The organism is Nonomuraea terrae, assembly GCF_004348995.1.
GTDB classification, from domain to species: Bacteria; Actinomycetota; Actinomycetes; order Streptosporangiales; family Streptosporangiaceae; genus Nonomuraea; species Nonomuraea terrae.
In genome coordinates, this window is the sequence record NZ_SMKQ01000018.1 from 57039 (window position 1) to 79053 (window position 22015).

The 22015-nt window shown below is 72.5% G+C and carries 20 protein-coding genes; 14 read left to right on the forward strand and 6 right to left on the reverse strand.

The window, feature by feature from the left end:
- Positions 1-2 precede the first annotated feature (2 nt).
- The 5 genes from E1286_RS09630 to E1286_RS09650 all read left to right on the forward strand — a co-directional run bounded on the left by E1286_RS09630 (position 3) and on the right by E1286_RS09650 (position 6901).
- Complete coding sequence (locus tag E1286_RS09630) at positions 3-1589, forward strand: PucR family transcriptional regulator (RefSeq protein ID WP_165969665.1); 1587 nt, start codon at positions 3-5, stop codon at positions 1587-1589.
- A 100-nt stretch (positions 1590-1689) separates the two neighbouring features.
- Positions 1690-3273 (forward strand): ABC transporter substrate-binding protein, encoded by a 1584-nt coding sequence (locus E1286_RS09635; protein WP_132610834.1) that lies wholly within the window; start codon positions 1690-1692, stop codon positions 3271-3273.
- Entirely contained in the window at positions 3274-4329 is a 1056-nt protein-coding gene (locus E1286_RS09640; RefSeq protein WP_246074639.1) for an ABC transporter permease, read from the forward strand.
- Entirely contained in the window at positions 4329-6227 is a 1899-nt protein-coding gene (locus tag E1286_RS09645; RefSeq protein WP_132610836.1) for a dipeptide/oligopeptide/nickel ABC transporter permease/ATP-binding protein, read from the forward strand. The genes E1286_RS09640 and E1286_RS09645 overlap by 1 nt, the downstream gene beginning before the upstream one ends.
- Complete coding sequence (locus E1286_RS09650; protein WP_132610838.1) at positions 6224-6901, forward strand: ABC transporter ATP-binding protein; 678 nt, start codon at positions 6224-6226, stop codon at positions 6899-6901. Before E1286_RS09645 ends, E1286_RS09650 begins: the two co-directional genes overlap by 4 nt.
- Here E1286_RS09650 and menC read toward each other — a convergent pair.
- From menC to E1286_RS09665, 3 genes are all read right to left on the reverse strand, one after another.
- Positions 6891-7991 carry an o-succinylbenzoate synthase gene (gene menC / locus E1286_RS09655; protein WP_187368144.1) on the reverse strand — a complete coding sequence of 367 codons (1101 nt, stop codon included), beginning with the start codon at positions 7989-7991 and terminating at the stop codon, positions 6891-6893. The two genes, E1286_RS09650 and menC, sit on opposite strands and share 11 nt — an antisense overlap.
- Positions 7991-8752: a GNAT family N-acetyltransferase gene (locus tag E1286_RS09660; protein ID WP_132610840.1), complete on the reverse strand. Its 762-nt coding sequence runs from the start codon at positions 8750-8752 to the stop codon at positions 7991-7993. The genes menC and E1286_RS09660 overlap by 1 nt, the downstream gene beginning before the upstream one ends.
- Positions 8753-8876: 124 nt before the next feature.
- Positions 8877-9746, reverse strand: coding sequence for a tryptophan 2,3-dioxygenase (locus E1286_RS09665; protein ID WP_132610842.1), 870 nt, complete (start codon positions 9744-9746; stop codon positions 8877-8879).
- Positions 9747-9892: 146 nt separating this feature from the next.
- Between E1286_RS09665 and E1286_RS09670 the strand changes: the two genes are divergently transcribed.
- Positions 9893-10378 carry an Lrp/AsnC family transcriptional regulator gene (locus tag E1286_RS09670; protein ID WP_132610844.1) on the forward strand — a complete coding sequence of 162 codons (486 nt, stop codon included), beginning with the start codon at positions 9893-9895 and terminating at the stop codon, positions 10376-10378.
- On the opposite strand, the gene E1286_RS09675 is transcribed toward E1286_RS09670, so the two are convergent.
- On the reverse strand, positions 10362-11318 hold the full coding sequence (locus E1286_RS09675; RefSeq protein WP_223189766.1) for an ornithine cyclodeaminase family protein: 957 nt from the start codon (positions 11316-11318) through the stop codon (positions 10362-10364). The two genes, E1286_RS09670 and E1286_RS09675, sit on opposite strands and share 17 nt — an antisense overlap.
- Entirely contained in the window at positions 11311-12075 is a 765-nt protein-coding gene (locus E1286_RS09680) for an IclR family transcriptional regulator (RefSeq protein WP_132610846.1), read from the reverse strand. Before E1286_RS09680 ends, E1286_RS09675 begins: the two co-directional genes overlap by 8 nt.
- A 152-nt stretch (positions 12076-12227) precedes the next feature.
- On the opposite strand from E1286_RS09680, the gene E1286_RS09685 reads away from it, so the two are divergent.
- The 8 genes from E1286_RS09685 to E1286_RS09720 all read left to right on the forward strand — a co-directional run bounded on the left by E1286_RS09685 (position 12228) and on the right by E1286_RS09720 (position 21652).
- Positions 12228-13574 carry an amidohydrolase family protein gene (locus E1286_RS09685; protein WP_132610848.1) on the forward strand — a complete coding sequence of 449 codons (1347 nt, stop codon included), beginning with the start codon at positions 12228-12230 and terminating at the stop codon, positions 13572-13574.
- Complete coding sequence (locus E1286_RS09690; RefSeq protein WP_132610850.1) at positions 13571-14647, forward strand: dipeptidase; 1077 nt, start codon at positions 13571-13573, stop codon at positions 14645-14647. Before E1286_RS09685 ends, E1286_RS09690 begins: the two co-directional genes overlap by 4 nt.
- 95 nt (positions 14648-14742) lie before the next feature.
- Complete coding sequence (locus E1286_RS09695; RefSeq protein WP_132610852.1) at positions 14743-16635, forward strand: ABC transporter substrate-binding protein; 1893 nt, start codon at positions 14743-14745, stop codon at positions 16633-16635.
- Between the two features lie 28 nt (positions 16636-16663).
- The gene (locus E1286_RS09700) at positions 16664-17611 is read left to right on the forward strand and encodes an ABC transporter permease (protein WP_132610854.1); all 948 of its coding nucleotides are present in this window, start codon (positions 16664-16666) and stop codon (positions 17609-17611) included.
- Complete coding sequence (locus E1286_RS09705) at positions 17608-18492, forward strand: ABC transporter permease (protein WP_132610856.1); 885 nt, start codon at positions 17608-17610, stop codon at positions 18490-18492. Before E1286_RS09700 ends, E1286_RS09705 begins: the two co-directional genes overlap by 4 nt.
- A gap of 28 nt (positions 18493-18520) precedes the next feature.
- A complete protein-coding gene (locus tag E1286_RS09710; protein ID WP_132610858.1) occupies positions 18521-20545 on the forward strand; it encodes an ABC transporter ATP-binding protein in 2025 nt (674 codons plus the stop codon).
- Between the two features lie 79 nt (positions 20546-20624).
- The gene (locus E1286_RS09715) at positions 20625-21185 is read left to right on the forward strand and encodes a GNAT family N-acetyltransferase (RefSeq protein WP_165969666.1); all 561 of its coding nucleotides are present in this window, start codon (positions 20625-20627) and stop codon (positions 21183-21185) included.
- A 146-nt stretch (positions 21186-21331) separates the two neighbouring features.
- Positions 21332-21652, forward strand: a complete 321-nt coding sequence (locus E1286_RS09720; protein ID WP_132610860.1) for a nuclear transport factor 2 family protein — start codon at positions 21332-21334, stop codon at positions 21650-21652.
- 15 nt (positions 21653-21667) lie between these two features.
- On the opposite strand, the gene E1286_RS09725 is transcribed toward E1286_RS09720, so the two are convergent.
- On the reverse strand, positions 21668-22015 hold a 348-nt coding region (locus tag E1286_RS09725; protein ID WP_484213907.1), incomplete at its 5' end, for an HD domain-containing protein.

Sequence of the window (22015 nt, forward strand, 5' to 3'; positions counted from 1 at the left end):
GGATGAGGAGCCGCCCCCGCGCCAGCCTGGGACGGATTCTGCAGGATCTCGGCACCACCGTCCTCGACGTGGCGGCCTCTCCCGGTGACCTCGACACCGAGGTCACCGGCGTGCACATCTTCGACCCGCTCGACGAGCTCATCGTGCCGCCGGGCGGGATCGTGCTGGCGGTCGGCGTACGCGGGGCCGCGGAGATCTGCTCCCTGATCCGGCGCGCCCCCCGAGCCGCCGGCGTCGTCGTGAAGCTGCCCGTCGACGTGGAGGAGGAGGTCCGCGCCACCGTCCTGGAGACCGGCGTGGCCGTGCTCGCCCTCACCCGGGCCGCCTCCTGGGCGCAGGTCGCCGCGCTGCTGCGCTCGCTGCTGGCCGAGGGCGACCTGGCCGAGCCGGGGCAGGGCCCGCAGGGCGACCTGTTCTCGCTGGCCAACGCCGTCTGCGCGCTGCTCGACGCGCCCGTCACGATCGAGGACAGGTCGTCGCGCGTGCTGGCCTTCTCCGGCCGGCAGGACGAGGCCGACCAGGGCCGCGTCGAGACCGTGCTCGGCCGTCAGGTGCCCGAGCGCTACCTGCGGATGCTCGACGAGCGCGGCTTCTTCAAGGAGCTCTACCAGAGCCGCGAGCCCGTCTACATGGAGCTCAGTGAGGACGGCGTGATCAACCGCACGGCCGTGGCCGTGCGCAGCGGCGACGAGATCCTCGGCTCGATCTGGGTGGCCGTGCGCGAGCCGCTCAGCGAGCAGCGCCGGCGCGCCCTCGCCGACGCCGCCAAGATCGTCGCGCTGCAGTTGCTGCGCGAGCGCGCCGGGGCCGACACCCAGCGGCGCCTGCGCGCCGACCTGCTGTCCACCGTGCTGGCCGGCGGCGCCGACGCGCCCGAGGCCGCCGGACGGCTCGGCATCGCCACCACCCGCCTCTGCGTGCTGGCCGCCCAGCTCACCGACGCCGCCGCCGCCGACCCCGCGCGCGGCGAGAGCGACCGGCAGCGCTTCTGCGACGCGCTCGCGCTGCACGTCGCCGCCATCCACCCGAAGGCCGCCGCCGCGTCCGTCGGCTCCATCGCCTACGCCGTGCTGCCGCTGCACTCGGTGGGCGACGAGGAGGCGCGGGCGGTGCGCGTGGCCGAGAGCTTCCTGGCCAGGGTCGGGCCCCGGCACGCCGCCAACATCGGCGTGGGCCGCCTGGCAGCCAACCTCTCGCAGGTGGCCAGATCCCGGGCCGACGCCGACCGGGCGCTGCGCGTGCTGCGCGCCCGCGGCACCACCGGCCAGGCGGCCGGCTACACCGACGTGCACTTCGAGTCGCTGCTGCTCCAGGTCGCCGACGTGGCCGCAGCCGAGGAGCAGGCCCCGACCGGGCCGTACCAGCGGCTGCTGGAGCACGATGCCGAGCACGGCACCGAGCTGGCCGCCACCCTGCGGGCGTACCTCGACGCGTTCGGCGACGTCAACGTGGCCAGCGCGCGGGTCCACGTGCACGCCAACACCTTCCGCTACCGGCTCAAGCGCCTGGTCGAGATCAGCGGGCTCGACCTGTCCGACCCCGACGCCCGGCTCACCGTGATGCTGCAGATGCGGATCTTCGGCCGATAGCACCACACAGACCCGCTTTTTTCGTGTACGGGCACATAGAACCGGATCTGCGCAGGCAGGAAGGTTGTGCCCACCCCCCGACGCTCGTCTGGAGTCCCCCATGACAAAACCCGCAGTCGCGGCCCTCGCCGGCCTCGCTCTGTTGACGGCCGCGTGCGGAGGCACGACGGGCGCCGCCGAGCAGCAGGGCGGACCGGTCACCGCGGGCACCTTCACCTACGCCATCCCCGCCGACCCCGGCGTCCTCGACCCCGCCCAGGGCGTGCTGTCGGTCACCAACAACGTCCTCTCCGTGGCGTACGACACGCTCGTGGCCGTCGGCGCGGACGGCAAGATCGTCCCGGCGCTGGCCGAGAAGTGGGACGTCAAGCCCGACTCGGTCACCTTCACGCTGCGCAAGGGCGTCACCTGCTCCGACGACTCCCCGGTGACCCCCACCAACGTGGCCGACAACGTCAACCACATCGCCGACCCCGCCTCCAAGTCGCCCATCTACGGGGTGATGGTGCCCGCCGGCATGAAGGCGGAGGCCGACGACGCCGCCGGCACCGTGACGCTGTCCATGCCGGGGCCGTTCAGCTTCATCCTGGAGAGCGCGCGGTCGATATTCATCGTCTGCGGCAAGGGGGCGAAGGACCGCGCCTCGATCGCCCGGGCGACCTCCGGCAGCGGGCCGTACCAGCTCACCGAGGCCGTGCCCGGCGACCACTACACGTTCAAGGCCCGGCGCGACTATGCCTGGGGCCCGGCCGGCGCCACCGCCAAGGAGCTGCCCGAGACGCTGGTGATGAAGGTCGTGCCGAACGAGCAGACCGCCGCCAACATGCTCATCGCCGGCACGATCAACGGCGCCAACTTCATCGGCGCCGACCGCTCCCGCATCGAGTCCGCACCCGGCGTGAACAAGCAGCTGGTCTCCGCCGGCAACGGCCAGTTCTTCTACCACCAGGGTGACGACCGGCCCACCAAGGACCCCGAGGTCCGCAAGGCCCTCACCCAGGCGCTCAACGTGAAGGAGCTGGCCGGCATCGCCTCCGGCGGCACCGGCCAGCCGGCCACCGGCCTGGTCATGGACCCCCGCCCCTGCCAGGGCGACACGGTCAGCGGCCACGTTCCCGCCTTCGACGCCGCCGCCGCGGCCGCCGCACTCGACGCGGCCGGCTGGAAGCCCGGCGCCGACGGCGTCAGGACGAAGGACGGCAAGCGGCTGAGCCTGCGCTACATGTACGCCACCACCCGCGGCCCGGGCTACCAGGCCGCCGCCGAGTACATGGCCGACGCCTGGAAGAAGCTCGGCGTCGAGGTGAAGCTCAACGGCGTCATCGACACCAAGCTGTCGGAGTCGCTCAACTCCACCCAGGACTGGGACGTCGTCTGGCTGCCGATCGGCGTCACCCTACCGAGCCAGCTGGTGGGCTTCCTGTCCGGCCCGGCCGCCCCCGAAGGCGCCAACTTCGCCCACCTGGCCAACAAGCGCTACGAGCAGCTCGTGGCCGAGGCGAGCAAGCTGCCGTCCGCCGAGGGCTGCCCGAAGTGGCTGGAGTCGGAGTCGGCCCTGTTCGAGACCGCCGACCTGGTGCCCGTCGTGGACACCACGGTGCTCGTGGCGGGCAAGGGCGCCACGTTCCGCGTTTCGGCGGGCTCGCTGGTCCCCACCTCGATCCGCCTCACGCAAGGAGGTTGAGTGACCGACCCACGGACGGACGCGCGCCCGCCCGAGACCCCGCCCGAGATCCCGGCAGGGGCCCCAGCGGCGCGGCCGGCCAGGACGGCTGACCGCACGGCCGTGCGCAGAGCGCTGCGCATGGCCGTGCGCCGGATCGTGCGGTTCGCCGTGTCGCTGGCCGTGCTGCTCACGGCGTCATTCGCGATGATCCACCTGATCCCGGGCGACCCGGTCCGCGCCTCGCTCGGCCCGGCCGCGCCGATCGAGCTGGTCCAGCAGCGCACCGCCGCGCTCGGGCTCGACCGGCCGCTGCCCGAGCAGTTCGTCACGTACGTCGGCGGCGTGCTGACCGGCGACTTCGGCACGTCGTTCCTCACCGGCGAGCCGGTCAGCGAGGTCATCGCGGCCCGCCTGCCGAACACCCTCACCCTGGCGCTGCTCGCCACCGCCATGGCGCTGATCGTGGCCGTGCCGCTCGGCATGTGGGCGGCCGTCCGCACCGAGAACGGCCGCAACCGCGGCACCGAGGTCACCTTCGGCACGGTCACCGGCGCGGCCGTCGCGGTGCCGGAGTTCCTGTACTCGATCGCGCTGGTGGCAGTCCTGGCCGTCGGGCTCGGCTGGTTCCCGCCCGCGGGCAAGGACGGGCCCCTCACGTACGTGCTGCCCGTGCTGGCCCTGTCGATCGGGTCGATCGCGATGATCGCCCGCATCACCCGGGTGGAGACGCTGCGCGAGCTGGGCACCGACTACGTCCGGCTGGCCCGCGCCAAACGCCTGCCCGCGCTCCGCCTGCACCTGCGCCACGTGCTGCCCAACACGCTCACGGCCACCCTGACCATGGGCGGCCTGCTGCTGACCTCGCTGATCGCCGGCAGCGTCCTGGTGGAGTACGTCTTCGCCTGGCCCGGTCTCGGTCAGAAGATCGTCGAGTCGATCACGCAGAAGGACTATCCGGTCGCGCAGGGCGTGATCCTCGTCTACGGCGCCATCGTGCTGGTCGTGAACCTCGTCGTGGACCTGGTGCTCGGCGCGCTCGACCCCACCTCGGAGATCAAGGAGGTCGCGGCCTGATGCGGGTCGACGACAACGCCCGGCCCACCGGCCAGTCGGAAGCGGTCCCGGACGAGGGCGGGCAGGCGCGGAAGGCGGCGTCCAGGGGCGTCGTGTGGCGGAGCCCGTCCGCGCTGATCGGCGGCGTGCTGGTCGCGTTCATGGTGGTGCTGGCCATCGCCGGGCCGCTGATCTGGGGCGAGGCAGCCGAGCGCATCGACGCCGGCGCCATCCTCCAGGGGACCTCCGCCGAGCACCCGCTCGGCACCGACAACCTGGGCCGCGACCTGCTGGCCCGCGTCCTGGTGGCGGGCCGCTACTCGCTGGCCCTGGCGCTGGCCGCCACGCTCATCGGTGCCGTGCTCGGCACCGTGCTCGGCGCCCTGCCGTCGGTGCTGCCCCGGCGCGGCGCCCGGCTGGTCACCGGCCTGGTCAACGCGCTGGTGGCCTTTCCCGGCCTGCTGCTGGCCATGTTCACGGCCGTGATCGCCGGGCTCGGCGCCCGCGGCGCGGTGCTCGGCATCGGCGTGGCCATCGCGCCCGGCTTCGCGCGGCTCACCCAGACGCTGGCCGCCTCCGTCGCCGGCGCCGACTACGTGGCCGCCGCCCGCATGCTGGGCGTGCCGCGCCGCCGCATCCTGGCCCGGCACATCCTGCCCAACATCGCAGAACCCCTCATCCTCACCCTCGCCCAGTCGCTCGGCGGCGCGCTGCTCGGCCTGGCCGGCATGTCGTTCCTGGGCCTCGGCGTGCAGCCCCCGGACTTCGACTGGGGACGCCTGCTCTTCGACGGGTTCGCGCGCATCTACGTCCATCCCGAGGTGGCGCTCGGCCCGGCGGCGCTCGTCGCGCTGGCCGGCATCGGCTTCAACCTGCTCGGCGACACCCTGGCCAGGGCCGCCGCCCGCTCCTCGGCCGGACGGCAGGAGAGCGCCCGCACCGAACCGCCGCGGGCCGAGGGCGAGCCCGACCCGGACGCCGTCCTCGAGGTGCGCGACCTGACCGTCTCCTTCCCCGGCGACTCCACCCCGGTACGCGGCCTGTCGCTGACCATGGCCCCCGGCGAGATCGTCGGCCTGGTCGGCGAGTCAGGCAGCGGCAAGAGCCTGACCGCCGCCGCCATCGGCGGCCTCGTCCCCTACCCGGGCACCGTCACGTACGGGCGGCTGCGCCTCGGCGGCGCCGACATCGCCGGCATGTCCGGCAAGGAGCTCGGCACCGCGCTCGCCATGGTCTTCCAGGACCCGATGGCCTCGCTCAACCCCGCCCTGCGGGTCGGCGGCCAGCTCTCCGAGGTGGCCGTCGTGCACCAGGGCATGAGCCGGGCGGACGCCCGCCGCCGCGCCGTCGACCGGCTCGGCCACGTCCACCTGCCCGACCCCGCCAAGCAGGCCGGCCAGCACCCGCACGAGCTGTCCGGCGGCATGCGGCAGCGCGCGGTCATCGCGATGGGCCTCATGGGCGAGCCTCGCCTGATCATCGCCGACGAGCCCACCACCGCCCTCGACGTGACCGTGCAGCGGCAGATCCTGAAGCTGCTGCGCGAGGTCGTCGAGGAGACCGGCGCCGCCCTGCTGTTCATCTCGCACGACATCGCCGTCGTCGGCGAGCTGTGCGACCGCGTCGTCGTCATGTACGCCGGCCGCGTCGTCGAGGAGCTGCCCGCCGACCGGCTGGCCGCCGGCGCCGCCCACCCCTATACGCGGGCGCTCATCGCGTCCCTGCCGGACCTCGACACCGACCGGAGCCGCCCGCTGGCCGGCATCCCGGGCACCCAGCCCGCCCCGGCCCAGGTCGGCGTCGGCTGCGCGTTCGCCGCCCGCTGCGCGCTGGCCACCGAACGCTGCCGTACCGAACGTCCAGAACTCGTCGTCCACGGCCCGCACCGGCGGGTCGCCTGCTGGGAGGTCACGTCGTGAGGATCGAAGGGCTGAGCGTCCGCTACGGCGGTTTCACCGCAGTCGACGACGTCACCCTCGACATCCCCGACGGCCACGTCCTCGGCCTCGTGGGCGAGTCGGGATCGGGCAAGTCGTCACTGGCCAGGGCCGTGAGCGGGCTCGTCCCGTACACCGGGAGGATCACGGGCGCGCCGCGCGTGCAGATGGTGTTCCAGGACCCGTACGCGTCGCTCGACCCGCGCATGACGGTCGGCGAGACGGTGGGGGAGGGGATCGTCAAGCGGCGCCGCGCCACCGAGGTGCCGCGCCTGCTCGGCCTCGTCCAGCTGCCCGCCGAGCTGGCCGGACGTTACCCGCGCGAGCTGTCGGGCGGGCAGCGCCAGCGGGTGGCCATCGCCCGCGCGCTCGGCGGCGAGCCCGCGCTGCTGGTCGCCGACGAGATCACCGGGTCGCTGGACGTGTCGGTGCAGGGAGCGGTGCTCAACCTGATGCGGGAGCTGCGCGACGAGCTCGGCCTGTCGATGTTGTTCATCTCGCACAACCTGGCCGTCGTCCGGTACGTCGCCGACACGATCGCGGTCATGCACCGGGGGCGCGTGGTCGAGCACGGGCCCGCCGAGCAGGTCGTCGGCGAGCCCGCGCACGACTACACGCGCGCGCTGCTGGCGGCGGTGCCGCGGCTCAGAGGGTGATCCACTCCGTCGAGGTGGTGACCTCGTCGAGCACCTCAGGGAGCGGCTCGACGCCGAGGCCCGGGCCGGTCGGCACCCGCAGGTGGCCGTCCTCCAGCTCGAACGGCGCCGTGATGTCGGTGGCGAAGTAGCGGCGCGAGCCGGAGGTGTCGCCCGGCAGGGTGAAGCCCGGCAGCGCCGCCAGGGCGACGTTCGCGGCCCGGCCGAGGCCGGTCTCCAGCATGCCGCCGCACCACACGGCGATCCCGTTGGCCCGGCACAGGTCGTGCACCCGCCGCGCCTCCAGGTAGCCGCCCAGCCGGCCCGGCTTGATGTTGACGATCGAGCAGGAGCCGAGCGCGATCGCCGCCGCGGCGTGCTCGGCCGACTCGATCGACTCGTCCAGGCAGATGGGCGTCTTGAGCTGCTTGGCCAGCTTGGCGTGCTGGACGAAGTCGTCGTTGGCCAGCGGCTGCTCGATCAGCAGCAGGTCGAAGTCGTCCAGCCTGGCCAGCTGCCGGGCGTCGACCAGCGTGTACGCCGCGTTCGCGTCCACCTGCAGCAGCAGGTCGTCGCCGAAGCGCTCGCGTACCGCCCGCACCGGCTCGACGTCCCAGCCCGGCTGGATCTTCAGCTTGATCCGGACGTAACCCTCGTCGAGGTAGCCCGCCACGGCGTCGAGCAGCTGCGGGATCGAGTCCATGATGCCGACGGAGACGCCGCACGGCACCCGGTCGCGGGCCGCGCCCAGGAACCGGCCGAACGACTCGCCCGCCGCCCGCAGCTGCGCGTCCAGCACCGCCGTCTCCAGGGCGGCCTTGGCCATGCGGTGCCCCTTGATCGGCTCCAGCGCGCCGGCCACGTCGTTGGCGTGGAGCGTCCGCGGCAGCGCGGGCAGCAGGAAACGCCGGATCACGTCGGCGGCGCCGTCGGCGTACTCGGAGGAGTACAGCGGCTCGGACATCGCCACGCACTCGCCCCATCCTTCGCCGTCCGGCGTCACCACGCGCACCAGCAGGATGTCGCGGGTGGTCTCGGTGCCGAACGAGGTGCGGAACGGCGCCACCAGCGGCATCGCGATCCGCCGCAGCTCAACTCCGGTGATCTTCACTATCTCTCCACTACGTAGAAGGACTTCTCGCAGAACCCCGTCACGGCCGCGCCGTCGGCCATCAGGCCGCCCAGCACGTCGCGTACGGCGTGCCGCCACGCCTTGGCCATGCCCGGGTCGGCGCGGCGCAACGCCTCGATGTCGGCGGGCAGCGCGACCAGCACCGTCGCGGCGTCGGCCGGGCGGGTCACGGGACGCCCGTCCTCGTCGGCCAGCGCGACCGCCGCGTCCGGGGGTCTCGGGACGTCGTGCGGCTCCCCGCGGACGAGCGCCTCCACGTGGGGCGCGGTCAGCTGCCAGGAGGCGAGCAGGCGGTCGCTCTCGTCGCCGTGGTTGATCGCGTCGTTCATGACGCCGTAGAAGCACGGCAGGTACTCCTGCGGGCGCGCACCCAGTTTGGCGAGGTTGAAGTGGGCGTTGCGGCGCACGAGGGGGTCGTAGGTCCACGTGATGCGCGGCACGCCGCGCTCCAGCGCCCAGCGGCGCTGGTGCAGCTTCAGCTCCAGGCCGACGCCGCGGCCTGCGGCGCTGCCGGTGATGTGGGAGTGCAGCGCGCCGTCCGCGGCGAAGAAGGCGGCCGAGCCGCCGACGAGCCGCTCCCCGTCGTACGCCCCCGCCACGTAGTTGCCGGCGTGCGACAGCGCGCGCAGCAGCTCGATCGTGATGGGCGGGTCGCCCGGTTCGAAGTGCCAGATCTCCTCGTACAGGGCGAGGAGCCGCTCGAACTCCGCCACCTCATGGAGTTCCCTGACCGCGATCAACCTGCCGCCTCTCGTTCTGGGATGTTCACTGGCGACGGTATGCCAAGGTGCGGGCGGGACGATTCGTGCCGGACGACCAATGAGAGGGGCCACGTTCGTCGCGGCGGACGGACAGCGCCCGACATCACATGTGCGTACGGGCCGACCAGAGCTCGGGGAAGACGACGCGGGCCATGCCGCGTTCGAGCCAGGCCAGGCCGTTGGAGCCGCCGCTGCCGGGCTTGGCGCCCATCGTGCGGCGCACCGCGGCCACGTGCTGGTGGCGCCAGTCGCCGAACCCCTCGGAGACCTCGGCCAGGGCGTCCCCGAGCCGGCGCAGGTCGTCGGGTCCGTCACGGTAGACCGCGACCCAGGCGCGCTCGACCGCCTCGTGCGGCTCGTACGCCGCCCGCGGGTCGCGGTGGAGCACCTCGTCCGGCAGGTCGTGGCCGCGCCGGGCGAGCAGCGCGACGGTGTCGTCCCAGAGGCTCGGCTCGGCGAACGCGCGGCGCAGCGCCGCACCGCTCGGGCTGCGCCGGAACGGCCGCAGCAGCGCCTCGCTCTTGAGCCCCAGCCGGAACTCCACCAGCCGGTACATGCCCGACTGCAGTCCCGACGCCTCGCCGAGCAGGTCGCGGAACCGGTTGAAGTCCGACGGCGCCATCCAGCGCAGGCCACGCCAGGCGGCGTTCAGCGCCTCCAGGTGCAGGGCCGTGCGGCGTAGCGCCCCCGCCGCCTCGTCGGACCGGCCGGCGCGCAGCGACTCCTGGGCGGCGCCCAGCTCGTGGGCGACGAGGTGGAAGTAGAGCTCCATCACCTGGGTGACCACCAGGAACGACATCTCGCCCGGTGCGTCGCTGAGCGGGCGCTGCAGGCTGTGCAGGACGCCGGTGCGCACGTAGGCGTCGTAGGGGGTCTCCCGCTCGAAGTCGAGGGTCGGCGTCCCGCCGCCCGCGCGGGCCCGCTCCGCCCGTTCGAGGTCCGAGGTCGGACGCACCCGTTCCGTCTGCCGCATGTCGCCGCGCTCCTTTCACGTGCCGGCCCATCATGATGGTGCGGCCGTACGCCGGAAGGAATGCCAGGACAACGGCGCTTCGCCCGAGTGACTTCACGTTTGGTATCAATATCGGCCAGGCCGTTGACGATCGAAAGGACCGCCTGATGGACGCCATGGACTGGGAGCTGCTGCGTGAGCTCCAGGACAACGCCCGGCTCTCCTTCAACGAGCTGTCGCGCCGCGTCCACCTGTCGCCGCCCGCCGTGGCCGAGCGGGTCCGGCGGCTGGAGGAGTCGGGCGTGATCACCGGCTACCACGCCGTGGTCGATCCGGCGCGGGCCGGCTGGGACGTCTCCGCGTTCGTGCAGCTGACCTGCTACGGGCCTTCGTGCGTGCTGCGCGACCCGGATGTCGCGACCTGGCCGGAGATCCGCGAGATCCACCGGGTCACCGGCGACGTGTGCAGCATCCTGAAGATCGCCGTCCCGTCGATGGCGGCGTTCGAGTCGCTGATCGACCGGCTGGCCGTGTACGGCAAGCCGTCGAGCACCATGATCTTCTCCAGCCCGGTGACCAGCAGACCGGTCACCGCCGTGCCGCCTGCCACAGATCGACCGGCTGCGGATCGACCCGCTACAGATCGACGCTGAAGCCCAGCCCACGCTCGCGGGCCACCCGGTAGGCCACCGACGCCGCCGCCACGTCGAGCGCGGCATGCCCGGTCGACTTGAAGACCGTCAGCTCCCGCGCCGAGCGCCGCCCCGGGTGGGCCCCGTCGAGCACGGCGCCGATCAGGCTCGCCCGCTCCGGGTCGGCGCTCTGCAGCTCCCACGCGCCGGCCGGCGGCGGCTCGGTCACGGCGCCCGGCCACTCCACGAACAACGACGACGCCTTGAGGGTGTCGTCGCCGAACTCCGGGCCGTCGGAGCCGCCGATCGAGCTGAGGTGCGCGCCGTCGGCGAGCCACGACCGGCGCAGCACGGGCTCGCGGCTGGAGGTGCAGCAGAACACCACGTCGGCGCCCCGGGCCGCCGCCTCGACCGTCATCGCCGAGCCGGCCGCCAGCCGCGCGACGACGCTCTCGGCGTTGCCCACGTCACGGGCCCCGACCAGCAGCTCGACGGAGTCCATCGAGGCGATGAGGTCGATCTGGGCGCGGGCCTGGGTGCCGGTGCCGATCACCGCCATCCGGGTGACGCCGGGGCGCGCCAGGGCCCGCATGGCGACGGTCGCGGTGGCCGCCGTGCGGACCGCGGTGACCGTCTCGGCGTCCATGACGGCCAGCGGCCGCCCGGTCACCTCGTCGAAGTACGCCACGATGCCGCGGTGGGCGCCGTGGCCCCCGTCGGCGACGGCCGAGAAGACCGACACCAGCTTGGCGGCCAGCCCCAGCTCGGGAACGTAGCCGGGCATCGCGCCCAGCAGGCCGTGGCCGGAGCGGGCGGCGACGCGCGGCGGCGCGGAGACCTCGCCGCGGCTGATGGCGACGAGCGCGGTGCGCACCGCGGCCTGGAGCGCCTCGGCGGGTAACGCCGCCCTGGTCTGCTCGCGGTCGAGGACGAGAACTCCGCTCACCGCGGTGTCAGTCAAGGTCGGCTCCGGGGGTCGTGCCGTCGAGGGTGCGGCGCAGCTCGTCCGCGGCGGCGGACAGATGGTCTTTCAGCTTCGTCAGCGTGGCGTCGTCGAACTCGCTGTCGGGGCCGACGACGGTGAGCGCGCAGATCGGGCGGCCGTTGCCGGTGAGCACCGCGCGGCTCAGCGAGGCCACGACGTCCTCGTTGCGACCGCGCTCCAGCGCGAACCCGGTGCGCCGGGCCAGGGCCAGGTCCTTCAGCAGCTCGTCGCCGGCCTCGGGGGGATGGCCCTGCGCCTCGGCGGCGCGTACGTAGGGGATCCGGGCGGCCTCGTCGAGCGCGGAGACCAGCGCCAGCGGCCCGGCGAACTTGTGGATCGGCAGCAGCTCGCCGAGCAGATCGGTGATCATCGCGAGCCTGGGCGGCCGCACGACGTCGATCACGCGGCCGCCCTCGGGCTCGAGGACCTGCAGGTTGACCATCATCGCCGTCTGGTCGGACAACGTCTGCAGCACGGGACGGCTGAGCACCGTGATGGAGTTGGCCGCCGCGGCCTGCGAGAACTGCAGCACGACGGGGCCCGGCAGGTAGTGGTCCTGGTTGCGCATGATCCACCCGCGCCGCACCAGGTCGACCAGGATGCGGTAGGCGGTGGCGCGGTGCATCCCCGCCTGGCTCGCCAGTTCGCTGAGGCGAACAGGGCGGTCGGCCCGGCCGACCGCCTCGATGAGATCCAGGGCTTTGTCCACGGCGGAGCTGGCCGGTCTGGGCAACGTCCCTCCACGGTCGGCTGAGCACATCATTCCATGGTTGACGCATGTTAACAGATGTTGCTACTGTTACAACAGTTGTTACGGTGTATGTAACACATTCCGTCCGCAGCACCCCCGCCTGACGGCCCTGGAACGGAGATCCGGCGATCGCCATGACCGACAACGACGCGCGACCCGTCGCGGGCAACGACCCCGCCCCCACGCCTTTCGCGCCCGCGGCGCCCGGCGAGACGACGGTCTACCGCGACGTGTCCCTCATCGACGGCACGGGTGGCCCCGTGCGCCGCGGCATGGCGGTGGTGACCGGCGGGCCGATGATCGAAGCGGTCGTCCCCGACGCCGAGCTGAGCGTGCCGTCCGGGGCGGAGGTCGTCGACCTGGCGGGGGCGTACCTGCTGCCCGGTCTGATCGACACCCACCAGCACCTGTCCACCCCGCCCAACCGCGCGCAGGCCGAGGAGACGATGCGCCGCCAGCTGTACGGCGGCGTCACCGCGATCCGCGAGATGGCCGGCGACCTGCGCCAGATGGCCGACCTCGGGCGCGCCGCGCTGCTCGGCGAGATCGCCGGCCCCGACATCTGCTCCGCCGCCCTGATGGCCGGCCCGGGCTTCTTCGACGACCCGCGCACGTGGCAGGTCTCGCAGGGCGCCACGCCCGGCGCCGTGCCGTGGATGCGGGCGATCGACGACAAGACCGACCTGCCCCTGGCGGTCGCGATGGCCCGCGGCACCGGCGCGCAGGCGATCAAGGTCTACGCCGACCTCGACGCCGCGCTGGTCGCCCGCGTCACCGCCGAGGCCCACCGGCAGGGCCTGCGTGTCTGGGCGCACGCGTCGGTGTTCCCCGCCCTGCCCGGCGAGGTCGTGGCGGCCGGGGTCGACGTGCTCTCCCACGCCCACATGCTCGCCTACCACCTGTCCGGGTTACGGCCGCCGGCCTACCGGGGGCAGCGCGCCCACCTCGCCGACGTCTACCAGCGCTTCCTCGACGCGCCGCCCGGCGCCGTCGACGGGCTCTTCGACGACATGCGGCGCCGCGGCACGATCCTCGATGCGACCGCGAGCGTCGTGGCGCGGATCCCGCTCAGCCCGCCCGGCGCCGACGGCCTCGCCGAGGAGGTGCTGCGGCGGCTGATCGACCGCGCGCGGCAGGCCGGCGTCGCCCTGTGCACCGGCACCGACTACGAGACGCCGCCCAGCGACCCCTACCCCTCGCTCCACGACGAGCTCCACTACCTGGTCCACGCGATGGGCGTGCCGCCCCGCGAGGTCGTGCGCGCCGCCACCCTCACGGGGGCGGCCGCGATGGGCCAGGAGGCCACGACGGGCAGCGTGCACCCCGGCAAGCTGGCCAACTTCGTGATCGTCGCCGACGATCCGTACGAGGACATCGGCCACCTGCGCCGCGTCCTCACGACGGTCAAGCGGGGGCGCCGTCACGACCGCGCCGACTACGACCGGCGGACCGCCGCGAACACCAAGGAGCAGGCGCGATGAGCCACGACCTCACGGGCGGCATCGTCGTGAACGCGCTGGGCGTGCTGGACAACCCGAACGCCGTCGCCTCGGCCTCGGCCTCCGCCGGCCTCGTGCAGACCGGCGACCAGCTCACCATCGACGCGCGCACGCTCGCGGACGCGCACGCCTCCGGCGTGACCGCGATCAACGTCACGCTCGGCTACACGATGGGTGACTTCCCGCCCTACGAGCACACGCTGCGCGAGCTCGACACCTGGGACGCGATCATCCGCACCCACCACGACGACCTGACGCACATCCGCACCGCGCGGGACATCGCCGAGGCCGCCCGGCAGAGCAAGATCGGCATCATCTACGGCTTCCAGAACGCCGCCGCGGTCGAGGACCGGCCGGAGCGGGTCGCCACCTTCGCCGAGCGCGGCGTAGGCGTCATCCAGCTGACCTACAACCAGGCCAACCAGGTCGGCGACGGCTGCATGGCCCCGGGCAACCGCGGCCTGACCCCGCTCGGCCACGAGGTCGTGGAGCGGCTCAACCAACACCGCGTCATGGTCGACCTGTCGCACAGCGGCGAGCGGACCTGCCTGGAGGCCGCTCGGGCGTCCCGGCAGCCCGTCTCGATCAACCACACGGGCTGCCGCGCCCTGGTCGACCTGCCGCGCAACAAGACCGACGAGGAGCTCCGGCTGGTCGCCTCACAGGGCGGCTTCGTCGGTATTTACTTCATGCCGTTCCTCGACGCCTCCGGGCACGCCCGCGCCGAGGACGTGGTCGAGCACATCGCGCACGCGGTGAACGTGTGCGGCGAGGACCACGTCGGCATCGGCACCGACGGCACGATCACCGCCATCGACGACCTCGACGCCTACCGCGACCGGCTCGCCGAGCAGGTCGCCCGGCGCCGCGCCGCCGGGGCGTCCGCGGCGGGGGAGCGCAGCGACACCTTCCCGTTCGTCGTCGACCTGCGCGGCGTCGACCAGTTCCGGGAGCTGGCGCGCCTGCTGGAGCGACGCGGCTACTCGACGGCCAGGATCGAGAAGATCCTCGGCCGGAACTTCTACACCTACGCGAAGGCGGTCTGGGGCAGCTGACGGCCCGGCCGCCCAGTTCTCCCCGGATACGGCACAAGGAGCAGGGCTTACGTGGACACAGACCGATACGGCACGGACATCGCGATGGTGCGGTCATGAGCGGCGTTCGCACGCGGCGGGCACTCGCCGCCGCGGTCCTGGCCACGCTCCTGCCCCTTTCCGCGTGCAGCGGCGGGACCGGCGACACCGGTGACCAGGGCGCCGCCCCCGCCGGCCGTACGCAGGGCTCGCAGACCTTCGGCGAGCTGCCGCCCGAGTCGGGCACCCCCAAGGACGGCGGCGCCGTCGACATCGCCCAGCAGCCCGGAGCCGGGCCGTACTACGTGCTGCCGATCGTGCCCGGCGCGTTCAACTCGACGTACGTGACGTACCAGTTCCAGCGGCTGATGTACCGGCCGCTGTACTGGTTCCCCGAGGGGGCCAGCCCCAAGGTCAACCCGCGGCTCAGCCTCGCCGAGCTGCCGGAGTTCTCCGACGGGAACAAGACGGTGACCATCAAGCTGAAGCCCGGCTACACGTGGTCCGACGGCAACCCGGTCGAGGCCGGCGACGTGGTCTTCTTCATCAACCTGGTGAAGGCGGCGCTGAGGAAGAACGCCGCCAACTGGGCCGGCTACACGCCCGGCCAGTTCCCCGACAACCTCGACAGCGTGACGGCGACGGACGCGAGCACCGTGACGATGAAGCTGAAGGAGGCCTACAACCCGGAGTGGTTCACCACCGACCAGCTCACCTCGGTCGTGCCGCTCCCGGCCAAGCAGTGGGCCCGCGCCTCGGCCGACGGGCCGATCCTCGACCACGCCGACCCGGAGAACGCCGAGGCGATCTACACCTACCTCGACAAGGCCTCGCGTGACCCGGCCACATTCGCCTCGAACCCGCTCTGGCAGACGGTGAACGGCCCCTACCGGCTGAGCGCCTTCGACGTGACCACGAACTTCTACGCGATGACCGCCAACGAGAAGTACACCGGTCCGCAGAAGCCCCGCATCCAGACGCTGAACTTCCGGCCGTTCACCTCGGAGACCGCGAAGTTCAACCAGCTGCTGAGCGGCAACCTGACGATGGCCACGGTGGATCAGGCCCACGTGGGCCAGGTCAGGGCGCTCAAGGCGGCCGGCTACCACGTCTACGGCGCGCCCCGGCTGGGCTTCAACTTCATCATGCTGAACTTCAAGGACACGACGGACAACGTCGACAAGATCCTCGGCCAGCTCTACGTCCGGCAGGCGCTGCAGCACCTCATCGACCAGCCCGGCTACATCGCCAGCAAGGGCATGTACAACGGCGCGGCGGCCGAGAGCTACGGCACGGCGCCCGCGACCTCCCCGTACGCATCACCCGACGTCGCCACCGCGCCCTACCCGTACGACCCGGCCGCCGCCCGCAAGCTGCTGGAGGAGCACGGCTGGAAGGTCGTGCCGAACGGCGCCACGACGTGCGAGCGCCCCGGCAGCGGGCCGACGGAGTGCGGCGAAGGCATCCCGCAGGGCCAGACGATCACGTTCAACCTCTTCTACCGCAGCGAGCCGCAGCTGCACAGCGCGGTCAGCACGGCGTTCGCCTCGGAGGCCCGCAAGCTCGGCATCTCGATCTCGGTCGCGCCGAAGACGTTCAGCTTCCTGATCCAGAACTACAACGTGCCCGCGGCCCCCGACAAGGCCGGCGAATGGGCCATGTCCACCTGGGGCGGCTTCAGCATCACGCCGTACCCGACGATGACGGGCACCTTCGACTCCGAGGGCTCGGGCAACGTGGGCGCCTACAGTGACGCGAAGACCGACGAGCTGATCCGCGCCTCGGTGCACGGCGACGACCGCGACGCGGTCAAGGCCGAGATCGAACACCTGCGGACCAACCTGCCCGTGCTCTGGCTGCCGAACGCGCACACCATCTGGGCCTGGAAGGACACGCTGTCCGGGCCGCAGGAGACGTTCGCCGCCCTGCCGACCACGGTGCTGACCCCCGAGTACTGGTACCTGAAGTAGCGGCGACGGCGAGCGAAAGGAGGGCGGTGTGACTCGGTACGTGCTGCGGCGGCTGGCGACGTCGGCCGTCGTGGTGCTCGGCGTCTCGCTGATCACCTTCATGATGCTGCACGGGTTGTCCGGGTCACCCGGCCGGGCGATCCTGGGCGTCGAGGCGAGCGCGGAGGCGGTGGCCGCCTTCGACCGCGAGCACGGCTACGACCGTTCGCTCGTGGTGCAGTACGTCATGTACCTGGGCGATCTCCTCCAGGGCGACCTCGGCTACTCCTACCGGCTGAACCAGAGCGTCAACGACCTGCTCGCCGAGAACGCCGGGCGGACGGCGATGCTCGCCGGGGCGGCGCTCGTGCTGGCCATCGGCATCGCGGTCCCGCTGGGCGTGTTCCAGGCGGTCAAGCGCAACAGCGTCGGTGACAACCTGCTGACCGCGCTGACCTTCGTCGCGTACTCGATGCCCGTCTTCCTGCTCGCGATGCTGCTGATCCAGGTCTTCGCGCTGGGGCTGGGCATTCTGCCGGCCCAGGCGTCACAGTCGAGCTCGAACTTCGTGATCTTCACCGAGCCGCGCGCCATGCTGCTGCCGGTGCTGACGCTGACCGGCGTCACGGTCGCGATGTACTCCCGCTACCAGCGCTCGGCCGCGCTCGACCAGCTGGCGCAGGACTACATCAGGGTGGCGCGGGCGAAGGGCCTGTCGACGCGCATGGTGCTCACCCGCCACCTGCTGCGCAACGCCTGCCTGCCCCTGGTCACCCTGATCGGCATGTCGATCCCGCTGCTGCTGGCCGGCAACCTGGTGGTGGAGTCGGTCTTCAACTATCCGGGCCTGGGGCTGCTGTTCTTCAACAGCCTCAACAACCAGGACTATCCGGTCCTGCTCGGCTACACCCTCGTCGCCTCGATCATGACCGTGCTGGGGAACCTCCTCGCGGACCTGGTCGTGGCGGTCAGCGACCCGAGGACGCAGAACGCATGACAGAGACGGCAACGGCACGCCCGGTACCGGAGCTCACGAGTGGATGGCGGCTCGCGGTACGGTCGTTCGCGCAGAACCGGCTCGCCGTCCTCGGCGTCGGCATCATCGTCGCGCTCGTCCTGTTCTGCTTCGCCGGCCCCCACCTCTACGTCACCGAGCAGATCACGGTCGACCCGGTCAGCAGTCTGCTGCCGCCGGACGCCGCCCATCCGCTCGGCACCGACGCGCAGGGGTTCGACGTGCTCGGGCGGATCATGCGGGGCGGGCAGGCGTCCCTGCAGATCGGGCTGTTCGCGGCCCTGATCGCCACCGCGATCGGCACGCTCTACGGCACCGTCGCCGGGCTCGCGGGCGGCGTCGTGGACGGGGTCATGATGCGCGTGGTCGACACGCTGCTGTCGATCCCGTTCCTGTTCATCGTGCTGATCGCGGCCACCCGGTTCAGCTCGACGGTCCTGTCGCTCAGCCTGATCCTGGGCGCCTTCTCCTGGCTCGCGCCCGCCCGGCTGGTGCGGGCCGAGGTGCTCTCGCTGCGCTCGCGCGGGTTCGTCGCCGCGGCGACCGTGATGGGGGCGACGAAGCTGCGGATCATCACCAGGCATCTGATCCCGAACGCGCTGGGCGTGGTGATCGTGAACATCACCTTCCAGGTCGCCGACGCGATCATCGCGGTGTCGCTGCTGGGCTTCCTCGGCTTCGGGCTCAACTACCCCGACGTCGAGTGGGGCACGCAGCTGTCGGAGGGCGTCAGCTACCTGTTCGAGGGCGCCTGGTGGCTGATCTACCCGGTCGGGGGCTGCCTGGTCCTCGTCGTCATGGCGTTCAACTTCGTCGGCGACGCGCTGCGCGACTCGATCGACGTACGGCTGAGGCGGCGCTGATGGCCGCCCGCACGGAAAGGGGCCGATGATGGCCGGCGACGGTGAGGTCCTGGCGGTCGAGGGCCTGTCCGCCGGCATCCGGCTGCGGACGTCGGCCGTCGACGCCGTCAACGGCGTCGACCTGCTGCTGCGCAAGGGCGAGACCCTCGGGCTGGTGGGCGAGTCGGGCAGCGGGAAGTCGATGACCGGGCTGTCGATCATGGGTCTGCTCCCGTCCGGCGGGCACGTCGCCGCCGGCTCCATCAAGCTGGAGGGCCGCGAACTGGTCGGCCTGCCGGAGCGGCAGTACCGGCGGATCCGCGGCAACGAGATCGCGATGATCTTCCAGGACCCGATGACCTCCCTCAACCCCACCAAGACCATCGGCGAGCAGGTCGCCGAGCCGATCCGGCTGCACCTCGGCGCGAGCGCCGGACAGGCCCGCGAGCGGGCGCTGGAGATGCTGGCGCTCGTCGGGATCGCGCGCCCCGCCGAACGGCTCGGCAGTTACCCGCACGAGCTGTCCGGCGGGCTGCGGCAGCGCGTCATGATCGCGATGGCGCTGTCGTGCGAGCCGAAGGTGCTGATCGCCGACGAGCCGACCACGGCGCTCGACGTGACCGTGCAGGCGCAGGTCCTGCGGCTGCTGCACGACCTCAAGGACCGGCTCGGCATGGCCATGCTGCTGATCACGCACGACATGGGCGTGATCGCGCGCTGGGCCGACCGGGTCAGCGTCATGTACGCCGGAGGCATCGTCGAGAGCGCCCCCACCCGTGAGCTCTTCACCGGCATGCGGCACCCGTACACGCAGGCGCTGCTGGCGTGCACGCCGCGGCTGACGCAGCCGCGCGAGAACACGCTCTACTCCATCGCCGGAGCCCCGCCCGACCTGCTGGATCCGCCGGCCGGCTGCCGGTTCGCCGCCCGCTGCGCGCACGCCACCGAGCGCTGTGAGAGCGAGGCGCCGCCGCTCGCGGCCACGCGCCCCGGGCACACCCTGGCCTGCTGGCATCCGGTGGACGGGCCCCTCGACCCGGCCACGACCCCCGCGCAGGCGCCCGTCCCGGACACGGAGCAGGCCGGCCCCGTGCTGGACGTCGACGACCTCGTCAAGGAGTACGGCGGCGGCCGCTTCGCGCTGCGCGGCCTGAAGCGCAGCGTCAAGGCCGTCTCCGGGGTGTCGTTCGCGGTGGAGCCGGGCCGGACGTTCGGGCTCGTCGGCGAGAGCGGCTGCGGCAAGAGCACCCTGGCCAAGATGATCGTCGCGCTGGAGCCGCCGAGCTCCGGCAGCGTCACCGCCCTGGGCGGCAAGCTGAACGAGCTGCGCGGACGCGCCCTGCGCCGGCACCGCCGCAACCTGCAGATGATGTTCCAGGATCCGCTCGACGCGCTCGACCCGCGCATGCGCATCGGCGCCATCCTGCGCGAGCCGTTCGAGGCCCAGGGCATCGGCACGGCCGCCGAGCAGCTGGCGGCCATCCGGGAGCTGCTGGACGAGGTCGGCCTGCCGCACAGCGTGCTCGAACGCTACCCGCACGAGTTCTCCGGCGGCCAGCGGCAGCGCATCGCGCTGGCCCGCGCGCTGGCGCTCAACCCGCGGGTGATCGTGGCGGACGAGCCGGTGAGCGCGCTGGACGTCTCGGTACGGTCCCAGGTGCTCAACCTGATGAAGCGGCTGCAGGCCAAGCACGGTCTCACCTACGTCGTGATTTCTCATGATTTGACGGTCGTCAGGTATATGGCGGACGCGGTGGGGGTGATGTACCTCGGCAAACTCGTCGAGGTCGGCTCGTCCGACGACATCTACCTGCGCCCGGCGCACCCGTACACCGCGGGGCTGCTCGCCGCGATCCCCGAGCCGGACCCCGACGCCGGGGACCGGATCGAGATCGGCTCGGAGATGCCGAGCCCGTACGAGCCGCCGTCCGGCTGCCGCTTCCGCACCCGGTGCCCGCGCGCGCAGGCCCGCTGCGCCGAGGAGGAGCCGCAGCCGCGCGACTTCGACCCCGGCCACTCGGCCGCGTGTCACTTCCCGCTCCGCGAACCTCAGGTCACCGTCCGGACCGGGTGATCCGTCGCCGGGGACGGTGCGTAGACTTGCCGTTTTGTGCCCTGAAGGGCGTTCCTTTCCCGATGTCAGGAGGGACCACATGCGGGAAGACGGACGGCCGCCGCAGCGGCTCCTGGTGGAGCCGCTCCCCGAGCAGGCGGCCGAGGACGCCGCGCTGATGTCCACGCTCGCCGACCTGGTCAACGCGGTGTACGCCGACTCCGAGAAGGGGTTGTGGCGCGAGGGCGCCGCCCGTACGAGCGCGGCGGAGCTCGCGGAGTTCACCCGGGCCGGGCAGATCGCCGTGGCCCGCCTGGACGGGCGGGCCGTCGGATGCGTCCGCGTCCAGCGGCTGAGCGACGAGCTGGGCGAGTTCGGGATGCTCGCCGCCGCGCCCGAGCACCGCGGCATCGGCGCGGGCCGCGAGCTCGTCCGGTTCGCCGAGGAGCGCGCCCGCGCGGAGGGCCGCCGCGTCATGCAGCTGGAGCTGCTGGCCCCGCAGACCTGGTCGCACCCGTCGAAGGAGTTCCTGGCGGACTGGTACGGCCGGCTCGGCTACCGGATGGTCAGCGTCGGCGACGTCGCGGAGAGCTATCCGGAGCTGGCGCCCCTGCTGGCCACCGCGTGCGACTTCCGCGTCTACCACAAGAGCCTCGCGTAGCCCGCGCAACCTGGGGTCCACAACCCGAGGCCCGGCGATTCCATCGCCGCGGCCGCGCTGTGATCCTGGACGTACACGACCGCATGGGCAGGGACTCGCCGCGCTCATGGGGCCGTCCACCCAGGACCCGCACCAAGGACACGCTCATGACTGATCTGCCTCCCGTCATCCAGCAGGCGGTCGACGCCGCGAACGCCGGTGACACCGACGCCTTCCTCGCGCTCTTCGCCGACGACGGGGCCGTGGACGACTGGGGGCGGATCTTCCGCGGCCACCAGGCCATCAGAGGCTGGAGCGACAAGGAGTTCATCGGCGTGCGGGCGAGCCTGAAGGTCACCGGCGTGCGCCGGTCGGGCGCCACGACGACGGTCTCGGCCCAGGTCGGCGGCGACGGCTTCAACGGCCCGTCCGACTTCGCCTTCACCGTGAACGGCGACCGCATCACCCTGATGCGCATCACCGGCTGACCCGGAGCCCCAGGGTCAGGAGGCTGATTCGAGGGGGTTGGCGGCGATCCGCCCCGCGACGTCGTTGCGGACCGACGCCGCGGCGGCGCTGTCCGGCTTCCGCCTCGCCTGGTCCTCGAAGCACGCCAGGAACTCCGTGCCGAACCCCAGCCGGGGATAGCGGCCGAGCATCTCCGCCCGCGCGTCCGCACCGAACTCACCGGGATGCCGTCCAGTCACCTCCCAGCTGGTGGCGACCTGCAGCAGGTGGGCCTCGGGGTCGGCGAACGCCGACACGTCGTCGCGCATGTGCAGCACGATGACGTCCTCGACCCTGGCGGCCCGATCCGCCGGCCAGCCGGCCGCCACCCCGAAGACCCAGCC

What these genes read in the sequence shown, in the direction of transcription:
- E1286_RS09685 (WP_132610848.1), top strand. Translation starts at nt 12,228, where the DNA reads ATGACCGACAACGACGCGCGACCCGTCGCGGGCAACGACCCCGCCCCC.
- E1286_RS09630 (WP_165969665.1), top strand. Translation starts at nt 3, where the DNA reads ATGAGGAGCCGCCCCCGCGCCAGCCTGGGACGGATTCTGCAGGATCTC.
- E1286_RS09705 (WP_132610856.1), top strand. Translation starts at nt 17,608, where the DNA reads ATGACAGAGACGGCAACGGCACGCCCGGTACCGGAGCTCACGAGTGGA.
- E1286_RS09645 (WP_132610836.1), top strand. Translation starts at nt 4,329, where the DNA reads ATGCGGGTCGACGACAACGCCCGGCCCACCGGCCAGTCGGAAGCGGTC.
- E1286_RS09635 (WP_132610834.1), top strand. Translation starts at nt 1,690, where the DNA reads ATGACAAAACCCGCAGTCGCGGCCCTCGCCGGCCTCGCTCTGTTGACG.
- E1286_RS09665 (WP_132610842.1), bottom strand. Translation starts at nt 9,746, where the DNA reads ATGCGGCAGACGGAACGGGTGCGTCCGACCTCGGACCTCGAACGGGCG.
- E1286_RS09670 (WP_132610844.1), top strand. Translation starts at nt 9,893, where the DNA reads ATGGACGCCATGGACTGGGAGCTGCTGCGTGAGCTCCAGGACAACGCC.
- E1286_RS09695 (WP_132610852.1), top strand. Translation starts at nt 14,743, where the DNA reads ATGAGCGGCGTTCGCACGCGGCGGGCACTCGCCGCCGCGGTCCTGGCC.
- E1286_RS09690 (WP_132610850.1), top strand. Translation starts at nt 13,571, where the DNA reads ATGAGCCACGACCTCACGGGCGGCATCGTCGTGAACGCGCTGGGCGTG.
- E1286_RS09710 (WP_132610858.1), top strand. Translation starts at nt 18,521, where the DNA reads ATGGCCGGCGACGGTGAGGTCCTGGCGGTCGAGGGCCTGTCCGCCGGC.
- E1286_RS09720 (WP_132610860.1), top strand. Translation starts at nt 21,332, where the DNA reads ATGACTGATCTGCCTCCCGTCATCCAGCAGGCGGTCGACGCCGCGAAC.
- E1286_RS09715 (WP_165969666.1), top strand. Translation starts at nt 20,625, where the DNA reads ATGCGGGAAGACGGACGGCCGCCGCAGCGGCTCCTGGTGGAGCCGCTC.